At 75.4% G+C, this 22,023-nt stretch carries 22 protein-coding genes; 14 read left to right on the top strand and 8 right to left on the bottom strand.

Annotated features, from left to right (window positions below):
- Nucleotides 1–725 precede the first annotated feature (725 nt).
- Nucleotides 726–1,031 (top strand): GNAT family N-acetyltransferase, encoded by a 306-nt coding sequence (locus ABEA15_RS14755; RefSeq protein ID WP_344145959.1) that lies wholly within the window; start codon nucleotides 726–728, stop codon nucleotides 1,029–1,031.
- Nucleotides 1,032–1,145: 114 nt separating this feature from the next.
- Entirely contained in the window at nucleotides 1,146–1,754 is a 609-nt protein-coding gene (locus tag ABEA15_RS14750; protein WP_345557077.1) for a cysteine hydrolase family protein, read from the top strand.
- Nucleotides 1,755–1,870: 116 nt separating this feature from the next.
- Here the strand turns inward: ABEA15_RS14750 and ABEA15_RS14745 are convergent, their stop codons facing one another.
- Nucleotides 1,871–2,554: an HAD family hydrolase gene (locus ABEA15_RS14745; RefSeq protein ID WP_344145695.1), complete on the bottom strand. Its 684-nt coding sequence runs from the start codon at nucleotides 2,552–2,554 to the stop codon at nucleotides 1,871–1,873.
- A gap of 472 nt (nucleotides 2,555–3,026) precedes the next feature.
- On the opposite strand from ABEA15_RS14745, the gene ABEA15_RS14740 reads away from it, so the two are divergent.
- On the top strand, nucleotides 3,027–3,359 hold the full coding sequence (locus ABEA15_RS14740) for a histone-like nucleoid-structuring protein Lsr2 (protein WP_344145692.1): 333 nt from the start codon (nucleotides 3,027–3,029) through the stop codon (nucleotides 3,357–3,359).
- A gap of 87 nt (nucleotides 3,360–3,446) precedes the next feature.
- Here the strand turns inward: ABEA15_RS14740 and ABEA15_RS14735 are convergent, their stop codons facing one another.
- Entirely contained in the window at nucleotides 3,447–4,277 is an 831-nt protein-coding gene (locus ABEA15_RS14735; protein ID WP_344145689.1) for an SAM-dependent methyltransferase, read from the bottom strand.
- A 403-nt stretch (nucleotides 4,278–4,680) separates the two neighbouring features.
- On the opposite strand from ABEA15_RS14735, the gene ABEA15_RS14730 reads away from it, so the two are divergent.
- Nucleotides 4,681–7,737, top strand: coding sequence for an NB-ARC domain-containing protein (locus ABEA15_RS14730; protein ID WP_345557076.1), 3,057 nt, complete (start codon nucleotides 4,681–4,683; stop codon nucleotides 7,735–7,737).
- Nucleotides 7,738–7,770: 33 nt separating this feature from the next.
- Here the strand turns inward: ABEA15_RS14730 and map are convergent, their stop codons facing one another.
- A complete protein-coding gene (gene map, locus ABEA15_RS14725; protein ID WP_344145683.1) occupies nucleotides 7,771–8,553 on the bottom strand; it encodes a type I methionyl aminopeptidase in 783 nt (260 codons plus the stop codon).
- Between the two features lie 66 nt (nucleotides 8,554–8,619).
- On the opposite strand from map, the gene ABEA15_RS14720 reads away from it, so the two are divergent.
- Entirely contained in the window at nucleotides 8,620–8,913 is a 294-nt protein-coding gene (locus ABEA15_RS14720; RefSeq protein WP_344145680.1) for a helix-turn-helix domain-containing protein, read from the top strand.
- Nucleotides 8,914–9,031: 118 nt separating this feature from the next.
- Here ABEA15_RS14720 and ABEA15_RS14715 read toward each other — a convergent pair whose 3' ends face one another.
- Nucleotides 9,032–10,009: a diacylglycerol/lipid kinase family protein gene (locus tag ABEA15_RS14715; protein WP_344145677.1), complete on the bottom strand. Its 978-nt coding sequence runs from the start codon at nucleotides 10,007–10,009 to the stop codon at nucleotides 9,032–9,034.
- Between the two features lie 108 nt (nucleotides 10,010–10,117).
- On the opposite strand from ABEA15_RS14715, the gene ABEA15_RS14710 reads away from it, so the two are divergent.
- From ABEA15_RS14710 to ABEA15_RS14690, 5 genes are all read left to right on the top strand, one after another.
- Nucleotides 10,118–10,663: a hypothetical protein gene (locus ABEA15_RS14710; RefSeq protein ID WP_345557075.1), complete on the top strand. Its 546-nt coding sequence runs from the start codon at nucleotides 10,118–10,120 to the stop codon at nucleotides 10,661–10,663.
- Between the two features lie 697 nt (nucleotides 10,664–11,360).
- Complete coding sequence (locus ABEA15_RS14705; protein WP_345557074.1) at nucleotides 11,361–12,659, top strand: extracellular solute-binding protein; 1,299 nt, start codon at nucleotides 11,361–11,363, stop codon at nucleotides 12,657–12,659.
- 79 nt (nucleotides 12,660–12,738) lie between these two features.
- Nucleotides 12,739–13,620, top strand: a complete 882-nt coding sequence (locus ABEA15_RS14700) for a carbohydrate ABC transporter permease (RefSeq protein WP_345557073.1) — start codon at nucleotides 12,739–12,741, stop codon at nucleotides 13,618–13,620.
- Nucleotides 13,620–14,456 carry a carbohydrate ABC transporter permease gene (locus ABEA15_RS14695; RefSeq protein WP_344145662.1) on the top strand — a complete coding sequence of 279 codons (837 nt, stop codon included), beginning with the start codon at nucleotides 13,620–13,622 and terminating at the stop codon, nucleotides 14,454–14,456. Before ABEA15_RS14700 ends, ABEA15_RS14695 begins: the two co-directional genes overlap by 1 nt.
- Nucleotides 14,453–15,253, top strand: a complete 801-nt coding sequence (locus tag ABEA15_RS14690; protein WP_345557072.1) for an IclR family transcriptional regulator — start codon at nucleotides 14,453–14,455, stop codon at nucleotides 15,251–15,253. The genes ABEA15_RS14695 and ABEA15_RS14690 overlap by 4 nt, the downstream gene beginning before the upstream one ends.
- On the opposite strand, the gene ABEA15_RS14685 is transcribed toward ABEA15_RS14690, so the two are convergent.
- Together ABEA15_RS14685 and ABEA15_RS14680 are read right to left on the bottom strand one after the other, a co-directional pair.
- Complete coding sequence (locus ABEA15_RS14685; protein WP_345557071.1) at nucleotides 15,241–15,705, bottom strand: YbhB/YbcL family Raf kinase inhibitor-like protein; 465 nt, start codon at nucleotides 15,703–15,705, stop codon at nucleotides 15,241–15,243. The genes ABEA15_RS14690 and ABEA15_RS14685 overlap by 13 nt on opposite strands.
- Nucleotides 15,706–15,868: 163 nt before the next feature.
- Nucleotides 15,869–16,222, bottom strand: coding sequence for a type II toxin-antitoxin system VapC family toxin (locus ABEA15_RS14680; RefSeq protein WP_345557070.1), 354 nt, complete (start codon nucleotides 16,220–16,222; stop codon nucleotides 15,869–15,871).
- A gap of 144 nt (nucleotides 16,223–16,366) precedes the next feature.
- On the opposite strand from ABEA15_RS14680, the gene ABEA15_RS14675 reads away from it, so the two are divergent.
- The 4 genes from ABEA15_RS14675 to ABEA15_RS14660 all read left to right on the top strand — a co-directional run bounded on the left by ABEA15_RS14675 (nucleotide 16,367) and on the right by ABEA15_RS14660 (nucleotide 19,829).
- Nucleotides 16,367–17,404, top strand: coding sequence for an NAD-dependent epimerase/dehydratase family protein (locus ABEA15_RS14675; RefSeq protein ID WP_344145651.1), 1,038 nt, complete (start codon nucleotides 16,367–16,369; stop codon nucleotides 17,402–17,404).
- Nucleotides 17,405–17,662: 258 nt separating this feature from the next.
- Nucleotides 17,663–18,400 carry a glycosyltransferase family 2 protein gene (locus tag ABEA15_RS14670; protein ID WP_345557069.1) on the top strand — a complete coding sequence of 246 codons (738 nt, stop codon included), beginning with the start codon at nucleotides 17,663–17,665 and terminating at the stop codon, nucleotides 18,398–18,400.
- Nucleotides 18,397–19,149 (top strand): TIGR04282 family arsenosugar biosynthesis glycosyltransferase, encoded by a 753-nt coding sequence (locus ABEA15_RS14665; protein ID WP_345557068.1) that lies wholly within the window; start codon nucleotides 18,397–18,399, stop codon nucleotides 19,147–19,149. The genes ABEA15_RS14670 and ABEA15_RS14665 overlap by 4 nt, the downstream gene beginning before the upstream one ends.
- Nucleotides 19,149–19,829: a class I SAM-dependent methyltransferase gene (locus tag ABEA15_RS14660; protein WP_345557067.1), complete on the top strand. Its 681-nt coding sequence runs from the start codon at nucleotides 19,149–19,151 to the stop codon at nucleotides 19,827–19,829. Before ABEA15_RS14665 ends, ABEA15_RS14660 begins: the two co-directional genes overlap by 1 nt.
- A 32-nt stretch (nucleotides 19,830–19,861) precedes the next feature.
- Here ABEA15_RS14660 and ABEA15_RS14655 read toward each other — a convergent pair whose 3' ends face one another.
- Together ABEA15_RS14655 and ABEA15_RS14650 are read right to left on the bottom strand one after the other, a co-directional pair.
- On the bottom strand, nucleotides 19,862–20,353 hold the full coding sequence (locus ABEA15_RS14655; RefSeq protein WP_345557066.1) for a hypothetical protein: 492 nt from the start codon (nucleotides 20,351–20,353) through the stop codon (nucleotides 19,862–19,864).
- A complete protein-coding gene (locus ABEA15_RS14650) occupies nucleotides 20,350–21,777 on the bottom strand; it encodes a molybdopterin-dependent oxidoreductase (RefSeq protein ID WP_345557065.1) in 1,428 nt (475 codons plus the stop codon). Before ABEA15_RS14650 ends, ABEA15_RS14655 begins: the two co-directional genes overlap by 4 nt.
- Nucleotides 21,778–22,023 lie beyond the last annotated feature (246 nt).

Raw genomic sequence — 22,023 nt, 5'->3', positions numbered from 1 at the left:
GCGTACTTCCCGTGTGTGGCGTCCTCGGACGGCACGGCGCGGAAGTCGGCCCCATGGGAGGGGTGGGACCGCGGGAGGCGCCGCTGCGGCGGCGCCTCCCTTTTCCCGGCGCGGCCCGGGCCGCGCGACACGGCGGGGGCGGGCCCGCCGCCCGCCGCCCACTGGCGGAGGGCGGGTGGCAGACTCGGCGCTGCGGCCCCTCCGCGCCGCGGCCGCCGCCTCGCGACAGGAGGACCCCGGTGCCCGACCCCGGAAACCCCGCCCGCTCCGGCGCCGCATGCTCGCCGCCGTGCGGCGCGCCGCACGGCGGCCGGGCGCCCTCCAGCGGCTGCCTCCCATCAGAGAGGCCGCCCGCGATGAGCGAGCGCATCGACGCCGCCGCACGCGGGGCCCGGCGCGACCCCGCCGACATCCGGCGCGTCTGCGACGCCGGGGGAGCGATCGGCGGCGACGGCGCGGGCGCCCTGCGGGGCCCGCCGCACGCGCGGGTCGCGGAGCTGTCGCGCCTGGCCGTCGAGCCCGGCAAGGGCACCTTCCGTCTTCGCCCCCGCCGCGACGCCCGCGCGCAGGTCGAGCGCTTCGCCGCCGAGGCCGCACCGGCCGCCGGCGAGGAGGCCGCCCGGCTGCGGACGCGCGGGTGGCGGCACGGCCCGCAGGGACCGGACCGGTGCCTGCGGGCCGTGCGCCCGCGAACCGGACCCAGGCACGCAAAAGGAGCCAGAACCGTGGATATCCAGGTCGTCGACGCACCCGAGAAGAAGCGCTACGAGGCCCGCACCGGCGAGGCCGTCGCGGGCTTCGCCGAGTACCGGCTCACCGACGAGCTCGCCGTGTTCACCCATACCGAGGTCGACTCGGCCTACGAGGGCCAGGGCGTGGGCGGCGCGCTCGTCCGCGGCGCCCTCGACGACGTGCGCCGGCGCGGGCTCGCGGTGCTGCCGGTGTGCCCCTTCGTGAAGAGCTGGATCCAGCGCCACCCCGACTACGCCGACCTCGTGTACCAGAACAGGCCGGGCACCGGCGCCGACTGACGGCTGCGGCGCCGCAGGAGCCGTCGCCGCCGCCCGTGCCGACCGCGCGGGCGGCGGCCGCGAAGTCCCGGGGCGGCGGTCCGCCCTCCGCGGGCGCCTGGCAGGATCGTCGCCATGGCACCGAGACTGGCAGCGGAACGGACCGCCGTTCTGGCCCTGCACTGGCAGGTCAACGTGATCCGCCCCGAAGGGTTCTTCGGCGGCATGCTCAGTGAGCCCGTACGCTCCAGCGGCGTCGTCGAGCGGGCGTCGCGCTTCCACGCCGCCGCCCGCGCGGCCGGCGTGCCGGTGGTGTTCACCCGGTTCACCGTCCCCGAGGACGAGGGCGACCTGGTCCGCAACACCGCCTTCATGGCCGCCGTCGGCGACGCCCAGGAGAGCTTCCGCCCCGATGCTCCCGGGAGCGCGATCATCAAGGAGATGGCCGACCTCGGCGAGCGGGATCTCGTCGTCGACAACCAGCGGCTGTCCGGCCTCTCCGGCGGCCTTCCCCTGCGGCTGGCCGAGCTCGGCGCCGACACCCTGCTGCTGACCGGCGTGGCCACCGACCTCACCGTCGAGCAGACCGCCCGCCACGGAACCGAGCTCGGCTTCACCGTCCACCCGGTGTCGGACTGCGTCACCGCGGCCGACCCCGCCGCGCACCGGGCGTCCCTGGCCGCTCTGGACCTGGCCACCGCCGGCTGCCTGACGGCTCAGGAGGTCCTCGACCGGCTCGGCTGACGGGCGGCGCGTGCGGGACGCGGCCTCCCGGTCCCGGGCGCCCCTCCTCCGCCCCTCCCGCGAGGGGGCGCCGGCCGGAACCGGCCGCGCCGCGGCGCCGGCGTCGGTGCGGCCGCTCAGGCGGGCCCGCCGGCCTCCACCGCCAGGACCTCCGCCAGGGCGGCCAGTTCGACCCGGCCGGGCGTGCGGGCCGCCGCCAGCGCGCCCGGCGCCAGCAGCACCCGGCAGCCCGCCTTCTCGGCGGCCAGTGCGCCGCTGGGGGAGTCCTCCACCGCCCACGACTCGTGCGGCTCCACGCCCAGCATCCGGGCGGCCAGCAGGTAGGGCTCGGGATCGGGCTTGCGCCGGTCGACGTCCTCGGCGGTCACCACCGCGTCGAAGGCGCCCGTGCCCAGTGCGGCGAGCGAGATCTCGGCGACCCGCCGCGGCGACGAGGTGACCAGCGCGAGCGGCACCCCCGCGGAGCGCAGCCCCCGCACCGCCTCCAGCGCTCCCTCCAGAACAGGCACCCGCGCCTCCAGCTGCCCGGCCACCCGGGCCACGATCCGCTCGCGCATCGCCTCCAGCTCGGCTTCGGTGGCGTCGGTGCCGGTGTGGCGGGCCAGCAGGCGCATGGTCGTCCGGTCGTCGGTGCCGGTGATGTCCTCACGCACCTCCGGTGTCAGCGGCCGGCCAAGATCCGCGGCCACCTCGTCCAGGGCCACACCCCACAGCGGCTCGGAGTCCACCAGGGTGCCGTCCATGTCCCACAGCACCGCCCGGGGCCGCGGGGCACCGGTCAGCTCGGACGTCAACGCCATGCCTCTCCCATCATCACACCGCTTGCGTCAGCGGTCCTGTGCCCGGCGCCGGCGCGGCCGCGCCCGGGTCGTCCATCAGCATCGCAGGCGCCGTCGCGCGCCCGGCGGCCGCCCGCGGCCGCGCAGCGGCCGAGCCCGGCGGTGGAGTCGGCCCCTCGGGGAACCCCTCCCGTCCGCGGTACCGGCCCCGCTCCGCCGCGTCGCCGACCTGTCAGGATATGCCCGCTCCTCGGCCGCGACGCGGCGGTGTGACGAAGTCCGCACCCGGAGGGTGTCTCGGCCCCTCTCGCGGTGCGGCGCCCGGCGCCGCGCGCCGCCGTCGGGGAATACCCGAAAAGCGAGGGGGAAACAAAGGTAAAGTTCTCCCCCTGTTTGGATTTTCCGCCGTTATTTCCTATAGTGGCTACAGACGACTAGCGGCCACAGGCGACGCGAATCCGACAGCGCTGATTGAGAAGATCGAGGTAACGGCATGTCTCGGAAGGTTGAGGTTCTGCTCGTCGATGACATGGACGGCGGTACCGCCGACGAGTCGGTCGAGTTCGGCATCGACGGGAAGAGCTACCGGATCGATCTCAGTTCCGGCAACGCGAAAAAGCTTCGCGAGGTTCTGGCACCGTATTTGCAGGGGGCGCGCAAGCACGCGCAGGCCGGCCGCCGCGGGCCGGGGCGCAAGAAAGCCGCAGGCGGCGGTCGCCGCGCCGCGGAGATCCGGTCCTGGGCCAAGCAGGCCGGCAAGTCGGTAAACGACCGCGGGCGCATTCCCGCCGAGATCGTCGCCGAATACGAGGCCGCTCACCGCTGAGGCCGAATGCACGGGCGCCTACCGAGCGAACGGGCGCGATGACACGAAGTCTTCGGAGGCGGGCCGGCGGCCCGCCTCCCTATCGATTCACTTCTTCTTGAGCGCGATTCCGGCCATCCCCAGCTGCTCTCCGGGGGCGAGGTTGTTGGCGTCGACGAGGTTGTCGGGGCGCCAGAGGGCGGTGTAGGTGAGGCCCGGTTCGATGAGTTCGAAATCGCCGAAGTGGTACTCGATGTCCTCGGGCGTCCGCGCCCAGCCCTCCTCCAGGTTCTCCCGGGTGATGCGGGCCAGCTCCTGCTGCGCCGGCAGCCCGGTGTCCACCAGCGACGTCACGAACAGGTAGCTCCCCGGCGCGAGCGCGTCGCGATAGGCGCTGACCACCTCGTCGGCGACCTCGGGGGAGAGGTAGTGCAGCATCCCCACCAGCATCAGCGCGATCGGGCGGTCGAAGTCCAGGAGTGCACGCGCCTCGGGGCGGCTCAGCACCTCCGCGGGGTCGCGCACGTCGCCGGTGAAGACCCGCGTCCGGTCGTTCTCGGCGAGGATCGCCTGCCCGTGCACCGTGACCAGCGGGTCGATGTCGACGTAGACGACCCGCGCCGCCGGATTGTGCGCCTGGGCCACCTCGTGGGTGTTCTGCACGGTGGGCAGGCCGCTGCCGAGGTCGAGGAACTGGTCGACGCCCACCTCGGCCGCCAGGTGGCGCACCCCGCGCACCAGCACCCTGCGGTTCTCCCGGGCCGACTCCTTGAGCCCCGGGATGTTCTCGGTGGCGAACTCGGCCAGCGCCCGGTCGGCGGCGTAGTTGTCCTTGCCCCCGAGCAGTGCGTCGTAGGCGCGCGCGATGGTCGGCTTGCTGAAGTCCATGCTCGGGGGCGGCCACTGGGCGTCCGGCCGGCCTTCGCTGCCCTCGGTCATGATCGGAGTCCTCTTCGGGCCTAGGGGGAAGAATTCCGATCATCGTAGGCCAATCCGTCGCGGATCCGCGCGGACGGCGGACCTTGCGCCACGGCCTCCGGGCGCGCCCGCCCGGCGCGGCGCCGCTCGGACGGGCCGCGGCGGGCGCGGAGGCGGGAGTGCGGGCGGGAGGTCGTCGCCGGGGGCGGCGGCCCGCCGGCCGCGCTGCCGAGGGGCGGCGGTGCCGGTTCCGCGCCGCCGCCCGGAGTGAAGTGTCGGTGAACTCCGATCCGCGGTGGCGCCCGCGGCTGGACACGTGTCGCCGGGGAACCAAGACTTGGGTTCCCCGCCGACGAGGCGCCCTCTGCCCCGGGAATGCGCCGCCGCCTCCGACAAAAAGTGAACAAGGAGCACGAAGCCCCCGATGTCGGACAGAACGCGGGCGGACCCCGCCGCCCGCCACCGCACGCGTTGGTGGCTGGTCCTCCTGCTGATCGCCATCGGCGGCTGCGCCGGCGCCCTGGCCGTCCTCGGCGACGTGTTCCCCCAGGCTCCCACCGTCGCCATCATCGGCGCCGGTTCCGCCGCGGGCGCGCTGGGCGCCGCCGGCGAGCTCGTCCGCCGGCTGTCGAAGCAGGAGGAACCGCCCCACGCGTCGGCCGCCCGTGCCCCCCGGGCGATGGACGTGGACTCCCGCAGCCCCCTGTTCGTCGGACGCGAGGAGGACGCCCGCCGGATCCTGGCCGAGCTCGCCCCGCTGACCGGGCGAGGCGCGGGACGCGGGCGCCGGGCGCGGCGGGGCTCCGGCCGCCGCGAGGCGGCGGGGCCGCTGGTGGTGGCCGTCACCGGTGAGCCGGGGATCGGCAAGTCCGAACTGGCGACCCAGATCGCCTACGAGGTCCAGGACGCGTTCCCCCACGGCATCCTGCGGCGCGAGCTGTTCGGCGCGCCCGTGGGCGCCACGCGCGCGCCGCGCCGGCCCCAGAAGGTGCTGACCGGGCTGCTGCGCGCCATCGGCGCCGCGCCGCAGCGCGACGACATCGGCCTCGAGTCGCTGAGCCAGCTCTTCAAGACCCGCACCGAAAGGCTCCGGCTGCTGCTGATCCTCGACGACGCCCGCGACTTCGAGCAGGTGAAGCCGCTGCTTCCGGGCGGCGACGGCTGCGCGGTGCTGATCACCAGCACCGACACCCTGCGCGACGCGCCGATGTACGTGCACCGCCATCCGCTCGGCCCGCTGGGGCCCGAGGCGAGTGAGGAGCTGCTGAGGCGGCCCGCCGGCGCCGACGCCCCGGAGCCGGTCCCCAGCGCGCCGGGCGACCTGGCCGCGATCGCCCGCGAGTGCGGGGGCCGCCCGCTCTCCCTCGCGCTGTGCCGGGGCGCGCTGCGCAACGGGGTCAGCACGCGGCAGCCGCTGGAGGAGCTGCGCCGCGACGACGGGGAGCAGCTGTTCAGCGACCACGGCGTCGCCGCGGCGTTTCGCCTGCTGCTGCGGGAGCGGCCCGAGGACGAGCGGCTGCTGCTGTTCCGCCTGGCGCAGACCGGGCTGACCTCCATCGCGCCGTGGGCGGCCGCCGCCTTGACGGGCAAGCCCGAGCCCGATGCCACCGCGCTGCTGGAGGCCCTGTGCAACCGCCACCTGCTGCGCCGCGCGCACCGGGAGGGCGGCCCCTCGCTGCGCTACCGCCCCGTCAAGGAGCTCACCTCGATCCTGCGCAGCAGCGCCGCGCGCGAGTTGGGGGTGGCCTGGCCCGAGCGCGTCCGGTGGAGCCACCGGCGCACGGTCCGCGCCGTCGACCGGCTGCTCGCCGCCTATGCGCGGTTCGCCGAGGACACCGCGATCGACCGCTCGCCGCCGGAGTGGGGTTTCACCGAAAGCGCGCGCCCCGCGGTCCCCGAGCCCGATTCGGTGCCCCGGCTGCGCGAGGACCGGACCCCGGCCGAGTGGTTCGCCGAGGAGCGCCAGCAGATCCAGCTCTGCCTGCAGCTGGAGCACAGCGGCGCGCCGCTGGCCGTCGAGTGGCGGCTGCAGCGGGCCCTGGCCGCCCACTGCCGCGCCGGGCGGGTCTACTGGGCCGACTGGCGCGCCGCGCTGGAGCGCGCGACGCAGCTGGCGCTGCGGATGAACGACCGGCACGCCTACGGGACCGCCCTGCTGGAGCGCGCGGAGCTCGCCGGCAACGAGGGCCACCACATCAGGGCCGTCGAGCTGGCCGCCGAGGCGCGCGCGATGCTCGCCGGCGGCGACGAGCGGTGGGAGGCGCGCGCGGCGCGCGCGATCGGGGTCAACCGCTACCGGCTGGGCCACCGGGACGACGGCGAGCGCGACCTGCGCGCCGCCGAGGCGGTCTTCGAGCGCAGGGGCGACCGCTGGTGGCTCGCGCGCACCCGCTGCAACCTCGGCGAGCTGGAGCGCTTCCGCGGCGACTACGAGCGCGCGCACGCGCTCCTCGCCGGGGCCAGGGCCGACTTCGCCGCCCTCGGCGACGCCGAGCAGACCGCCAAGGCCGGGCTGCTCCTCGGCGAGGTGCTGGGTCACATGGGGCGCGAGCTGGAGGCGTGGCTGACCCTGCGGGGCGTCCGCGCCGCACTGGAGGACTCCGGAGGCGGCTCCTGGTACCGGGCGCGCTGCCTGCGTGCCATGGGGCGGCTGGACGTGGCGAAGCTGTGGAGGCAGTACGACGAGTGCGACCTCGTGCTCTCACCCGAGCAGGAGAAGGAGCGCGAGCGGCGCCTGCGGGACTTCGTCTACCGGGGGACGCTGGGCACGTTCGGCGACGAGGAGCGGGTGGCCGGGCTCGTGGACGCGTGGCGCCGCAGGCACAGAGAGCGGGTGCGCACCCTCCTCGGAGAGGACCACGCGCGCGAGTGCACCGGCGGGTGGGACGACGCCGCCCTGCCGCACTGGTCCGGCGACGGGGCGCGGCGGCTGCGCGCCGACCGCGGCGAGTGGACCGCCGAGGCGAGCGTCGGCGGCGTCGAGGAGGCGCGCAGGCTCCTGGTGGAGGCCGGCGACGAGTGGGGCGGGTACCGCACCCTGCTGATCCTGGGCGAACTGCGGTTGCGCACCGACGTGCGGGCGGGTCTGCACGACATGGAGGAGGCGGCCGCGGGGTTCGAGCGGCTCGGCCACCGGTGGTGGCACGCGCGCGCCCTGCGCCACGCCGCCGACGCGCTGTACCGCCGCCGGCACTACCGCGAGGCCGAGGAGAAGGCGCGGGCGGCGGTGCTGGTCTACCGCGGGCTGAGCAACCTGTCGGGGCGGCTGCGCGCCCAGGTGCCGCTGGGCTACGCGCTCTCGGCGCTGGGGGAGAACCGGGCGGCCATGGAGGTGCTGGAGGAGGCCAGGGCCGACGCCCTGCGCGGCCGGGAGGAGGGGATCGTCCCCGACGCGCTGCTGGAGGAGGTCGAGAACGCCTACGACCGCGTCGTCGGCGCGGACTTTCCCCGCCGCTTCGCCGGCACCCGCTCCGCGGCGTAGACGTGCGTCCGGGCTCCCGGCGCCTGGAGTGCCTCACGGCCGCGCCCGCTCCGGCGAGGTGAGGATCTCGGCTCCGCCGCCGGTGACGGCGATCGTGTGCTCGCTGTGCGCCGTCCGGCAGCCGGTCGCGCTCCGCAGCGTCCACCCGTCGGCATCGGTGACGAGCTCGGCGGTGTCCGCCATGACCCACGGCTCCAGCGCCAGCAGGAGCCCGGGGCGCAGCCGGTGTCCGCGGCCGGGCCGCCCGGTGTTCGGGACGTGCGGGTCCTGGTGCATCGTCGATCCGATGCCATGGCCTCCGAACTCGGTGTTGATCCCGTACCCCGCCTCGCTGAGGACCGTGCCGATGGCATGGGAGACGTCGCCGATGCGGGCCCCGGGTCCGGCGGCGGCGATCCCCGCGGCCAGCGCGCGCTCGGTCGCGCTGATCATCGCGACGCTCTCCGGCGGCTTCGCGTCGCCCACGATGAAGCTGATGGCGGCGTCCGCGGCGACTCCGCCCTTGGAGACGGCGAGGTCGAGTGTCAGCAGGTCGCCGTCGGCGAGCGTGTAGTCGTAGGGCCGTCCGTGGAGTACGGCGTCGTTGACGCCGGTGCAGATGTAGTGGCCGAACGGGCCGAGCCCGAAGGACGGCTCGTAGTCGACGTAGCAGGACAGCGCTCCGGCGTCGACGATCATGGTCTGGGCCCACCGGTCGATGTCCAGCAGGTTCGTGCCGACCGTGCTGCGCCTCTTCAGCGCCTGCAGGATGTCGGCGACCACGGCGCCGGTGTCCTCGGCTCGGGCCAGCTCGGCGGGGGTCAGGATCTCGATCACGCGGCGTCCTTCTCCTGCATCCAATAACTATCCCGGCCATATTATCCCGGTACTAGAATCGGAGCCATGGTCAGGTTGCCGCTCACCGCCGCCGAGGTCGAGCGCGGACAGCGCCTCGGCGCCCTCCTGCGTCGGGCCAGGGGAGCGCGCCCGATGCTCGATACCGCGCTCGATGCCCGTGTCTCACCGGAGACCCTTCGCAAGATCGAGTCCGGTCGCGTAGCCACGCCCGCGTTCCCGACCATCGCGGCGATCGCCGACGTCCTCGGCCTCTCCCTCGACGAGGTGTGGGCCGAGATCAACCGGACTGACGCCGGGGCCGACCACGCGACGACGGTCGCATCGCACGCGCGCGGTTGACCCCGTGAATCCCGGGACCGCGGCGCGGCTGCGGGCGCCGGCGGCAGAGCCCGCGGCGCGGTGCCCGGCCGGTCCGGTCCCCGGGCCCGGCCTGCGCGAAGGCGGCGGCGCGTTCCGGCTACGCCGGGCCGTCCTCCTCGGGCGGGACCAGGAATCGCCAGGCGGCGGGCAGGACGCGCCAGGTGCGGCCGGTGACGTTCTCCTTGAGCTCGCCGTCGGCGCTGGCCGCGCACCGCTCGCCCGTGACGGTGACCTGGTGGACGCGGCGGTGGTGCACGTCCACCTCCAGCGGATGGGTGCCGCGGTGCAGGCGCACGGCGTGCACGGCGCGCTTGGTGAAGCCGCGCGACCGCGAGACCACCAGGTGGAGCAGGCCGTCGTCCAGTAGCGCGTCGGGCGCCAGCCTTCCCGTGCCGCCTCCGATGTAGCGGCCGTTGGACAGGCCGACCATCAGCGCCTTGTGGTCGGTGTCGATCAGGACCTCGCCGTCGGCCACGACCCGCAGCCGGTAGCCGCGCGCCGCCAGGCCGGCGATCACCCCGCCCACCGGGAAGCTCGCCGGTCCCAGCAGCCGCTTCCACCGCGACGCGGCGCGCGTGCTCTCGGCGCCGACGCCCAGGTGCACCGCGTTCACGGTGACCTCGCCGGCGTTGTCGACGATCAGGTCGAGGGGCCGCTCGGTGGCGGCGCGCAGGGCCGCCGCCGCGGCGAACGGCTCCAGCGGCATGCCCAGCGTGCGGGCGAAGTCGTTGCCGGTGCCCATCGGCAGCAGACCCACAGCGCGCTCGCCGAGCTCTCCGCGCCGGTGCAGCACGTTGGCGAGCGCGTGCAGGCTGCCGTCCCCGCCGGCGACCACGAGCGTGTCGTGTCCCTCGCAGGTGTCCAGCGCCTTGTCCAGATCGCCGGAGCCGGAGCAGAACGCCACGTCCGCCTCGGTCCCCAGCTCCGCGGCGACCTCGCGCAGCCGGTCGGCGTCGGCGCTGCCGGCCTCGGTGTTGGAGAGGATCAGAATGACGGTGCTCCATTCACTCGTCGCGCCCGCGGTCGAGGCGCCCCACGGCCCGAACCTAGCCGAAGAGGTGGGACGTTGCCCCACCGGGCATCCGCCGGGCGGCCGCGGCTCGCCGGGGCGGAGGGGCAGCGCAGATCCGGCGGGCGCGCGCTCCGGCCGCGGCGCGCCGGCGCACCTGCCCATAATGGCCCTATGACCGATCCCGTCCGGGCGCTGCCCGAGAGGCTCCCGGAATCCGTGGCCTCGAACGAACTCCGCGCGCTCGCGGCCGAGCACCGCGCCCGCATTGTGCGTCCACTGGACATGCGGGAAGCCTCCGGGCACCTGGTGAAGGCGTATGCGATCGAAGCGCCCGGGCGCGCTGTCTCCGAGCGCGAGGAGCGCGCCGCGCTGGAGCTGGCGGCGGGCCATCTGGCGTCGGGCCGCGCCCGCGGCTCCCTGGGGCTCGCCGTGCTGCTCGTGCACGCGGGCGGCGACGGCGACTACGTCCTCGTCCACACCTGGATCGAAGGCTACATGTCCGACCTGGCTGTGTTCGCGGGCCCGCCCGGCGCACCGGACGGGCTGCGGCCCGGGCGGCAGGGACTCGCCCCCTGCGTGTGGGAGCAGGCCGTGCTGGCACACGAGCGCGACGCCTTCAGCACGCACGTGCTCGGCGGGGACGGTGACGGGGACGGGGACGTCGAGCGGCGGCTGGCGGCGTGGGGCGGCGACGTCCTGCGGGGAGCCGTCCGCTGAGAGGCAGGCCGCCGCGCCGCGGGGGAAGGCGGCGGCGCCGGCCTCCGGCGTCCGGCGGAGGGCAGCGCCGCCGGACGCGCGGCACCCGCGGGAGCAAGACCGCGCCGTCCGTCACCCGCAGAGCGGGCGGCAGCAGGTCCTCGTAGGGGGTGCCGATTGGCCGGCGCTCGCGGGCGTCGGTGCGGTCCTCGGCCCGGGCGAGCATGCGGGCGCCGACCGCGCCGACCGCGTCGACCGCGTCGACCGCGTCGAACCCGTCGGCCGCGGGCGGCGCGTACGGCGAGAACGCCGGGTCGACGTGGGCGACGCCGCCGGTCACCTCGCCTTCGGCGTCCACGCCCGGCTAGCGGTGGTGCTTGCGGACGAACCCGTCCCGGTCGGCCCGCCGGGCGGCTGCGGCGAGTATGCCTCCGCGGCCGCGGCCGCGGCCAGCCGGGCCGCCGCAGGGCCGGAGTCGGCCGATGCAGGACACGGCATCCGTCCGTCCGGCGGACGGGCACCGGCGCGACCTGGGCGGGCCGGGAGCGTGGCGCATAGGCGCCCACCCGTTGTGCTCTGCACAACCTTGGTCCGCCTCTCTTCAGCCCGCCCCGGTGGCCTGCCTAGGTTCTGGTGATCAACGGTCCAGTCCGGTATAGACCGCGACGGGCCATCCCCTGCCCCCGTCCGCCGCCCGCCCCCAGGCGAAGGAGTTGCCATGCGATACCGCCGCCCCATCCGCGCCGGAGCCCTGCTGGGGCTCGCCGTACTGCTGGCCGCGTGCGCCCCCGCCCAGACCGACAACGCCGGAACCGGCGAGGACAGCATGGAGGGGACCCTGCGGGTCTGGCTGTTCTCCGAAGTCGACCAGGAGCCCAAGGAGAAGGTCGTCGACGACGCCGTGGCGGAGTTCGAGGCCGCCCACGAGGGCGTGCAGGTCGAGATCCAGTACATCCCCGTCGACTCCCGCGCCGAACGCTTCCAGGGCGCCTTCAACGACCCCTCCTCGGCCCCCGACGTCGCCGAGTACGGCAACACCGACCTGGCCGGCTACGTCGAGGCCGGCGGGTTCGCCGACATCTCCGAGGAGCTCGCCGGCTGGAAGCCCGGCGAGCAGATGTCCGACGACGTCGCCGCCACCGCCCGGGTGGACGGCGGCACCTACGGCGTGCCGTGGTTCCTCGGCGTGCGCGCCCTGTTCTACCGCACCGACGTGTTCGAGGACCTGGGCATCGACACCCCGCGCACCCTGGAGGAGGTCGTCGAGGCCGGGCGCACGGTGCGCAAGGAGAAGCCCGACATGCTCGGCCTCTCCAGCGGCGGCGCCTACACCTACGGCTTCCTGCCCTTCATCTGGGCACACGGCGGCGACATCGCCGTGAAGGAGGGCGGCTCCTACACCGCCGCCGTCGACTCCGCCGAGGCCAAGGCCGGGCTGGAGCTGTACTCCCAGGTGCTGTCGAAGGACGTCTGCCCGCCGCAGACCTGCGCCCAGATGACCGGCAACGAGAGCGTGCAGAACTTCATCGCCGGCAAGGCCGCCATGACCATCGGCGGCAACTTCAACCTCAACGCGGTCGAGGCCGCCGACGTCGCCGACGACACCGCCGTCATCCCGCTGCCGGGCACCGAGCCCGGCTCCGTCGCGCCCGCCTTCGCCGGCGGCAACAACCTCGGAGTGCTCTCCGGCACCGACCACCGCACGCTGTCGGTGGAGTTCGTGCAGCTCCTCGCCGGAAAGAAGTACCAGCAGCGGATGTACGAGGCGATGGGCAACCTGCCCACGCTCGGCGGAGTGCAGAGCGACGTCGCCGCGTCCGACGCGGACATCGCGCCCTTCGTGGAGACGCTGGAGTCGGGCACCCGCTTCGTCCCAGTCACCGGCGCCTGGGCGAGCATCGACGCCGAAGGGGTGCTGCCCACCATGGTGCAGCGGGTCGCCTCCGGCGACGCGTCCGTCGACAAGGCCGCCGGCGACGCCGCCGCCTCGCTCGACGAGTCCTTCGGCGGGGAGTGACCGGAGCGCAATGTCCACCCCCGCACCGCCGCTCCGCGCGGTCGGGCGAGCATTCGCCCGGCTGCGCCGGAGCGGCCGCATGGAGCCCTGGGTCTACCTGGCCCCCGCACTGGCCGTGCTGGGGGCCCTGCTGGTCTACCCGCTGTACCAGCTCGTGCTGGTCTCCTTCTACGACTACCGCCAGCCGCAGGTCACCGGGGCCGAGCCGCTGCGCTTCAGCGGCTGGGAGAACTACCGCACCCTGCTGGGCGACCCGCAGTTCTGGGAGGTGCTCGGCAACACGGTCGTGTTCGCCGGCGCCTGCGTGACGGGGACCATCGCCGTCGGCGGCTGCCTGGCCGTGCTGGCCACCCGGCTGTCGGCCTGGGTGCGCACCCTGCTCTTCCTCGTCGCACTGGGCGCCTGGGCCACCCCCGCGGTCACCGGGAGCGCCGTGTGGCTGTTCCTGTTCGACCCCTCGCTGGGGCCGGTCAACCAGGCCCTGGTCGGGCTCGGGCTGACCGGCTTCGAGGGGCACTCCTGGACCTACACCAAATGGTCGGCCTTCGGCCTGGTGCTCAGCCAGGTGGTGTGGTGCTCCTTCCCCTTCGTCATGGTCACCCTTTACGCCGGGATCCGCGCGATCCCCGGCGAGGTGATCGAGGCGGCGCGGCTCGACGGCGCCTCGACCGGCCGCGTCGCGCTCAGCGTCATGCTTCCGATGCTGCGCCCGGCGATGGCGGTCGTGACCATCCAGTCGATCATTTGGGACTTCAAGATCTTCACGCAGATCTACATCATGACCGGAGGAGGCGGGATCGCCGGGCAGAACCTGGTGCTGAACGTGTACGCCTACCAGCAGGCCTTCGCCTCGGGCCAGTACGGCCTGGGGTCGGCGATCGGCGTGGTCACCACCGCCCTGCTGCTGGTGATCTCCCTCGTCTACCTGCGCGCCCTGCGCCGCCAAGGGGAGGTGCTGTGATGCTCCGCCGACTGCGGACCGACGCCGCGGGACTGGCGGTCGCCCTGGTGGTGGCGTTCCCGCTGTACTGGATGGTGCTGTCGGCGCTCAAACCCCGCGCCGACCTGGAGGCGGGCGACCCGGCCCCGTTCACCCTGACCCCCACCCTGGAGTCCTTCCGCCGCGTCCTGCTCGTGGAGGACTTCGGCCGCTACCTGCTCAACAGCCTCGGCGTGGCCGCCGCGGTGGTGGTGCTCTCGACGCTGTGCGCCTTCCTCGCCGCCGTCGCCCTGACCCGCTACAGGTTCCGCTCGCGCGCTACGCTGCTGGTCATGGTGCTCGTCGCGCAGATGGTACCGGTCGAGGCGCTGACCATCCCGCTGTTCTTCCTCATGCGCGGCATCGGGCAGTCCGTCCCGCAGCTGGGCCTCAACCACCTGGGGTCGCTCGTGCTCGTGCACACCGCCTTCGCCATCCCGCTGGCCGTCTGGATGCTGCGCGGCTTCGTCGCGGCGGTGCCCCGCGAGCTGGAGGAGGCGGCCTGGCTGGACGGGGCCGGCAGCTTCTCGTTCGTGCGCCGGGTGCTGTTTCCGCTGACCGCGCCGGGGGTGGTGGCCACCAGCATCTTCGCGTTCATCATGACCTGGAACGACTTCCTGTTTGCGACCACCTTCATCATCTCCGCGCAGGAGAACCAGACGCTGCCCGTAGCGCTGCTGTCGTTCTTCCGCCCCGACGAGAACGACTGGGGCGCCATCATGGCAGGCTCGGTCCTGATGACCCTGCCCGTCCTGGTGTTCTTCCTGTTCGTGCAGCGCCGCCTGGCCTCGGGACTGGGAGGTGCGGTGAAGGGGTGAACGCCGAGCCCGCGCCGAGGCGCAACGCCTCGGTCTCCCTGCGCCGCGCGCTGGCGATCGTGGAGTTCGTCCGCACGCTCCCCGCCGCCGGCGGCGGCGCCACCCTCACCCAGCTCGCCGAAGCCGTGGGCATCAACAAGAGCTCGGTGCTGCGCCTGGCGACCCCGCTGCAGGAGGCGGGTCTGCTGCACCGCGACAGCGCGACCGGGCGCTTCCGGCTGGGGCCGGGCGCCCTCGCGCTGTGGCAGGCCTACCTGGACCAGCTCGACCTGCGCTCGGTCGCCTCCGACCACCTGCGCGGGCTGATGCGCCGCACCGGCCACACCTGCCATCTGGTGCTGCCGGACGGGCACGACGTCGTCTACGCCGACAAGGTGGAGAACGCCACGACGGTGCGGATGGCCTCGCGCATCGGCGCCCGGATGCCCGCCTACTGCACGGCGGTGGGCAAGGCGATCCTCGCGTACTCCCCGGCCGACCTGGTCGCCGACATCCTCGTCGGCGGCCTCGACCCGGTCACCGAGCACACCATCACCGACCCCGCGCTCTTCCACGAGGAGCTGCGCAGGGTCCGCGGTCGCGGCTACGCCATCGACGACCGCGAGAACGAGCCCGAGGTGCGCTGCGTGGCGGCGCCGGTATTCGACCACAACCGCGACCCGATCGCGGCGATCAGCGTATCCGCCCTGGTCAGCCGCCTTCCTCCGGCCCGGGTGCGCGAGCTGGGCCCTCAGGTCGCCGAGGTCGCCGCCCGCGTCTCCACCGAGCTCGGCGCACCGGCGGCTCAGGCCGAGTAGGTCCCGACGACGCGGTTCTGCTCGATGATGCTGCCGGCGTAGTCGGCCAGGAACTCCTCGCGGGAGGGCGCGCCGCTGACCCGGGTGTCGAGGGCGTAGACCCAGAAGTAGTAGTGGTGCGTCCCGTGCCCGGCGGGCGGGTTCGGGCCGTAGTAGGAGTGCCCGCCCGCGGAGTTGGGGCCCTCGCGCAGATCCGGCCCGCCCGCGCCCGGGGAGTCAAGGCGGGCGGTGGAGGGGCCGATGCCGTAGACCGTCCAGTGCGTGAAGCCGCGCGGCAGCGGCGCGTCGGGGTCGTGGCAGACGACGGCGAGCTCCGCGGCGCCGTCCGGCACCCCCGAGATCCGCAGGGTCGGCGCCGTGTTGCCGCCGGTCGCCGCGTGGTCGTGCGGGATGCGCTCGTCGGCGCCGAACTCGTCGGCCGTGATCGCGAGGTCGCGGATGCTCACCGCCATGGTCGCCTCCTGTGGTCCGCGGGCGCCGCCGCCGGTCGACCGCCGCCCACCCCGGCGACTATCCCCGCACCCGCAGCACCCAACATGCCTTCCGGGCATCGAAGAAGGCCCGGCAAGCCGGCGTCTGCGCAGTGCCGCGCGGCCGTTCGGCGACCGCGGTCCTTCACACTCGCACCACGGCGACCCCCTGTTCCTTGGAGCGCTCAGGTTCTTCGACGAGCCGCTCCAAATCTTCCCGGTCACTCGTCAGCAGTACGACCGGGCGCGCCTGTTGGAGCGCGGTCACCGCGACTACGGCGTCGATGGCGCAGCGGTGGCCGGACAGCCCGGTGCGGCCGAGCAGCTCACCGGCGGCGCGCGCGATCTCTCGGGTCACCGCAAGGACCGCGATCCGCGAGAGAACACGGTGCACGGTCGCACCACGCGCGTCGCCGCGGACGACCTCTGCCAAGGTCACCGCGCTGACCACCAGACGGGAGCCCCGGCGCTGGGCGGCTCCCGCGCTATGGCTGTTCACACCGATCGGCGTTCACCGGTTTCCGTGTTCTTGATCCCGCGGCTTCCCGCGCCCGCAGCACCCAGCATGCCCGGGCATCGGCGGAGGGGTGGTGGGGGAGTGGTCGTGTTACCGCGTGGGGGCGGGGGCGGATAGCTTGCCGGGATGCGCATACTCGTCACCGGCGGAGCCGGGTTCATCGGATCACACGTCGTCGCCGCGCTCGCGCGGGCCGGGCACGAGCCGGTCGTGCTGGACACGCGGCCGCCGCCGGAGCAGGCGGGCGAAGCCCACCGGTGCGACGTCCGCGACGCCGCGGGGGTGGAGGCGGCACTGCGCGGCGTCGACGCGGTGTGCCACCAGGCGGCCATGGTGGGGCTGTCGCCGGACTTCGGCGACGCGCCCGACTACGTCGGCGTGAACGACCTGGGCACGGCGGTGCTGCTGGCGGCGATGGCGCGCGCCGGCACCGGACGCCTGGTGCTGGCCGGGTCGATGGTGGTCTACGGTGAGGGCCGCTACACCTGCCCCGAGCACGGCGACGTCAGCCCCGGGCCGCGCCGCCCCGCCGACCTGGACGCGGGGCGGTTTGAACCGCCGTGCCCGCGGTGCGGTGCCGCGCTGGAGCCCGGCACGGTCGGCGAGGACGCGCCCGCCGACCCGCGCAGCGTCTACGCCGCCACCAAGCTCGCCCAGGAGCACCTCGCCGCCGCGTGGGCCCGCTCGACCGGAGGGCGCGCCGTCTCGCTGCGCTACCACAACGTCTACGGGCCCGGCATGCCCCGCGACACCCCCTACGCCGGTGTGGCCTCCTTCTTCCGCTCGGCGCTGGCGCGCGGCGAGGCGCCCGCCGTCTTCGAGGACGGGCGCCAGCGGCGCGACTTCGTCCACGTGCGCGACATCGCGGGCGCCAACGCCGCCGCACTCGACGCCGTCGCCGACCGCGAGTCCGGCACCCTCAGGGCCTACAACGCCGGCAGCGGCACCCCGCACACCGTCGGCGAGATGGCCGAGGCGCTGGCCCGCGCGCACGGCGGGCCGTCCCCCCGCGTCACCGGCGAGTACCGCCTCGGCGACGTCCGCCATATCACCGCCTCCTCCCGCCGGCTCATGGACGAACTGGGCTGGCGCCCGCAGGTGGAGTTCGACGAGGGGATGGCGGAGTTCGCGGCGGCGCCCCTGCGCGGCGCCCCCGCCCGCTGACCCCGGACCGCGCCGCCTGCGCACCCTCGCCCCGCCCGCCCGCCGCCGGGGCCGCGCGGCCCGCGCCGGAGATTTTTTTCGGCCGCGCCGGGTCGCTCCGTGGTCGGCGGCTCCGAAGAACCGTTACGCCCCGGGGCTCCTGCGCGGTGTCCCGGGCGTGGTGACGAATGACAGGGAACGAAGAGTGCAGGATCGTTGACTCTTCGTGAGTGATACGGCGGTGGGGAGAGCCTCCGCCAGGCCGGCGCAGGAGGTGCCATGGGCGAAGGCGAGCCGCGCGGAGGTCCGGAGCGGGGATTGTCGGGGGGACCGGCCGGCGGCGGGTCGCCGCCGGCCGACGTGGTGCTGCCGTGCCTGGACGAGGCCGAGGCCCTGCCGTGGGTGCTGGACCGCATACCCCCCGGGTGGCGCGCGATCGTCGTCGACAACGGCTCCACCGACGGTTCCGCCGAGATCGCGGCGCGGCTGGGCGCGCGGGTCGTCGCCGAGCCCCGGCGCGGCTTCGGTGCGGCCTGCCATACGGGCCTGCGCGCGGCCGAAGAGGAGTTCGTCTGCTTCTGCGACTGCGACGGCTCCCTGGACCCCGCGCTGCTGGTGCCCATGGTCGCGTCGGTGCGCAGCGGCGCGGCCGACCTGGTCGTGGGCCGGCGCCGCCCCACCGCCCGCGGCGCCTGGCCACCGCACGCGCGCGTGGGCAACGCCGCTGTTGCGCGGATGCTGCGCCGCCGCACCGGGCTGCGCCTGGGCGACATCGGACCGCTGCGCGCCGCACGGCGCGCGGCCCTGCTCGGCCTCGCCCTGACCGATCGCCGCTCGGGCTACCCGCTGCAGATGGTGGTGCGCGCCGCCGACGCGGGATGGCGCATCAGCGAGGTCGACGTGCCCTACGCCCCGCGCAGCGGGCGCTCCAAGGTCACCGGCACCTGGCGGGGCACCTGGACGGCGGTCCGCGACATGCGCGCGGTCCTGCGCACACCGTCGGAGGAGACCCGATGACCGGCCCGGACGGCGGCCGGCGCGACACCGCCGCCGCGCAGGCCGGCACCCGGTCCCCGGAGTCCGCACGGCGCGCGCCCGCCCCGCGCGCGGCCGAGCGCCGCGCGCCCACCGGACCGACGGCGCTGCTGGTCATCGCCAAGGAACCGCTGCCGGGGCGGGCCAAGACGCGGTTGGCACCCGCCCTCGGCGCGGAGGCGGCCGCCGAGCTCGCAGCCGCGGCCCTCGCCGACACCCTCGACACGGTCCTGGCCGCGCCCGCCCGCCGCAGAGTGCTCGTGCTCAGCGGCGAACCGGGGCCGTGGCTGCCCGAGCGCGGGTTCGAGGTCGTCGCCCAGGCCAGCGGCGGCCTGGACGAGCGGCTCGCCGCCGCCTTCGCCGCCTGCACGGGTCCCACGCTGCTGATCGGCATGGACACCCCGCAGGCCACCCCGTCCCTGCTGGCGCCGGCGCTGGCCGGCGACGCCTGGCAGGACGCCGACGCGTGGTTCGGCCCCGCCGAGGACGGCGGGTTCTGGGCGCTGGGCATGGCCCGCCCCGACCCGCGCCTGCTGCGGGGCGTGCCGATGTCCACCGAGCGCACCGGCGCGATCCAGCGCGACCGGCTGGTGCGGGCCGGCCTGCGGGTGCGCGACCTGCCTCCGCTGGTCGACGCCGACACCCCCGAGGCCGCCGCCCGCGTCGCCCGGGCCGCCCCCGGCGGCCGGTTCGCGGCGGTCTGGCAGCGCAGCTGTGCGGGAGGTGCCTGATGGCGGGCGCGGGCGCCGCGCACACCGCCGCAGCGGCCCGCACCGGCGACCCCTACTCACGGGCGCTGGGGAGCGGCCGCGGCCCGCTGTACCTGCGCTGCGCGGACGGACGCGTGCTGCCCCTGGAGATCGAGCGCTGGTGCGCCCTGCCCGACGCGGCCGACCACTCGGTCCTGCGGCGCTGCCTGGGCACGGTGCTCGACGTCGGCTGCGGGCCGGGGCGGATCGTGGCCGACCTCGCCGGGCGCGGGCACCGGGCCCTGGGCGTGGACGTCCACCCCGACGCCGTGCGCCGCACCCGCGCCGCCGGCGGCCGGGCCCTGTGCCGCAGCGTCTTCGACCGGCTGCCGGGTGAGGGCGGCTGGGACACGGCGGTGCTGCTGGACGGCAACATCGGCATCGGAGGCGCGCCCGAGCGGCTGCTCGCGCGCCTGGTCGAGGTGGTGGCCCCGCGCGGCCTGCTGCTGGTGGAGGCCGCGGGCGAGGACGTCGACGAGCGGATGGCGGTGCACGTGTGCGACGGCCGCGGTCGGTGCAGCGCCCCGTTCCTGTGGGCGCGCGTGGGGCTGCGCGCCCTGGCGGCGGCGGCGGTCGGCAGCACCGGGTGGGAGGTGGCCGAGACGTGGCACCGGGGGAGCCGGTGCTTCGCCGCCCTCCGGCGCGCCGGGGCGGCCCTATGAGGACCGCCCGGCCGGCGGCGGCGCGGCGCGGCTCAGCGGGCGGGACCGCCCCGCCGCCCGGCCCGGGCCGCCAGCACCCGCGCCCCCAACAGCAGCGCCGAGGCGCCGAAGAGGACGGCCGTGGCGAGCAGCCAACGGTCCGCGAAGACGTCGCCGGGCATGCCGGTGACCTGCTCATAGCCTCCCGGCAGGCCCAGGATCAGCGGCAGCCAGACCAACAGCAGCAGCCCGGAGAGCAGGGCGGGCACCCGCACGTGGTTCAGCCACGGCCGCGGCCCGCGCCCGTCGCCGCCGCGGCCGCGGACGCCCGCCGCCGCCTGGGCGGCGCGGTCCAGCGCCGAGTACGCCGGCAGCAGGACCAGGTCGTGGGCGATCGCGGCGCCGGCGAACCACACCGCCACCGCGACGGGGTCCTCGGCGAGCAGGCGAAGGCCGGCGTAGGCGGCGAGCGTCAGCGAGCACACCGTCAGCACCAGGTGCAGCCCCGATCCGCCGTACCGGCTCCGCAGGCGGCCGCCCGTCACGTCAGCCCGCCGAAGGTCAGCCGGCCCACCCACTTGGTGTTGTGCACCCCCGGGTTGGCCGGGACGATCACGCGCGCCGGGAACCCGTGGTCGGGCGAGAGGTCGGCGCCGTTGACCCGCAGGGCCAGCAGGGAGCGGGGATCGCGCACCTGGTTGGCGCGCAGCGCGGCGGAGCGGAAGGCGCCCTCCCGCTGCACCGACTCCACCATCACCCCCGGCGGGCCGCCGTCCCCCGACCTCGCGCCGACCAGCGCCGCGAGGTCGGACAGCCGCACCCCGCTCCACTCCTGGTCGGTGGTCGACCACCCCTCCACGCAGGCGATGGGCAGCTCCGCGCTGCGCTGGGCCAGCTCCAGCAGGTCCGCGCGGTCCAGCACGCGCTCGCGTCCGCCGCCGCGCACGGTCAGCCTCCAGTCGGGGCCGATGTCGGAGGGTGAGACGCCCGCGCCCGCGGTGGTCTTGTTGACTTGGAATCCGTTGGGACCGGTGCCGGTGCCCGGCGTGCGCCCGCGCGGCGCCAGCAGCGCGGTCTCGCGCAGCGGACCGCCGATGCTCTGCCCCGCGGTCACCGCGAACAGGGTCAGCGACCCCAGCCCGACGATCCCCAGCGCTCCCCGCCGCGACACGGTTGCCGGAGCCGGGCGCACCGCCTCCAGCCCGGTGCCGCCCCGCACCGCGGGGGAGGGGCGGGCGGCGGGCGGGAGCGGGCCCGTGTCGCGCCCGCGCGTGCGCAGCGCACGGACCACCACGCGCAGCCGCAGGGCGACGTGCACGGCCAGCGCGGCGATGAAGACCCAGGCGCCGTAGAAGTGCAGGCGGTAGAACGAGCCGGGGAAGAGGTAGGTGAGCTGGACGTTGAGCAGGCCCGTGGCGAACTGGAACACCGCTCCGCCGACGAGCAGCAGCAGGGACAGCCGCTCCAGCGCGTGCGCCGCGGAGCGCACCGGCGGCCAGGTGAACAGTTTCGGGATCACCGACCACAGCTTGGCCAGCAGCACCGGCACCAGCACGACGCCGAGGGTCACGTGCAGGCCCTGCGTCAGCCGGTAGAGCCAGTGCGGGTCCGTCGGCCAGTCGAACAGGTAGAAGCCGAGCAGGCCCTTGTCGGGGGTCGTGTCGTTGACCGGCGCCAGGTCGGGATTGTAGGCGGCGTAGGAGAGGAGACCGGTCGTGAACACCACCGCGACCCCAGCCAGGAGCACGAGGCCGAGCACGGAGGTCAGCCACGGGCCCCGCAGCGGGCTGCGCCAGAACCCCGGACGTGAGGGGCCCGGCGGGCCCTCGCGTGCAGCCGAGCCCAGGCGACCGCGCAGGCCCGCGGCCTTTGCGGCGCCGGGCCGTGCGCCGCTGCCGCCGCGCGGCGGTGGGCCGCCCGCGGGGTCCGTCCGGCCGGGGCCGCCCTCACCGCGTCCGCTGTCGTCCATTCCGGCCTCCCGCACGTCGGCCTGCGCGCACTCGCTGCGGGCGGAGCCCGCCGATCTCCCGTGCTGCGCGAGCGGTCCCCTCCAGCCGGGTCCGAGCGGTCGGCGCGGCGCCCCGCCGCCGCCCCACACCTTAGGCGCGGCTGCGGCGGACCGCTCTTACGACGCGCCACGGCGTGCGCCGTCCCCCGCGGGCCTCCGCTCGCGGGCGGCGCGGTCCCGGCCGCCGCGCGCGGCCCGCCCGGCGCG

The organism is Streptomonospora halophila, from assembly GCF_039542725.1.
In the GTDB taxonomy this organism is placed as follows: Bacteria; Actinomycetota; Actinomycetes; order Streptosporangiales; family Streptosporangiaceae; genus Streptomonospora; species Streptomonospora halophila.
The sequence above is the reverse complement of the archived record's forward strand: the minus strand, read 5'-3'. Positions and strand labels throughout refer to the sequence as shown.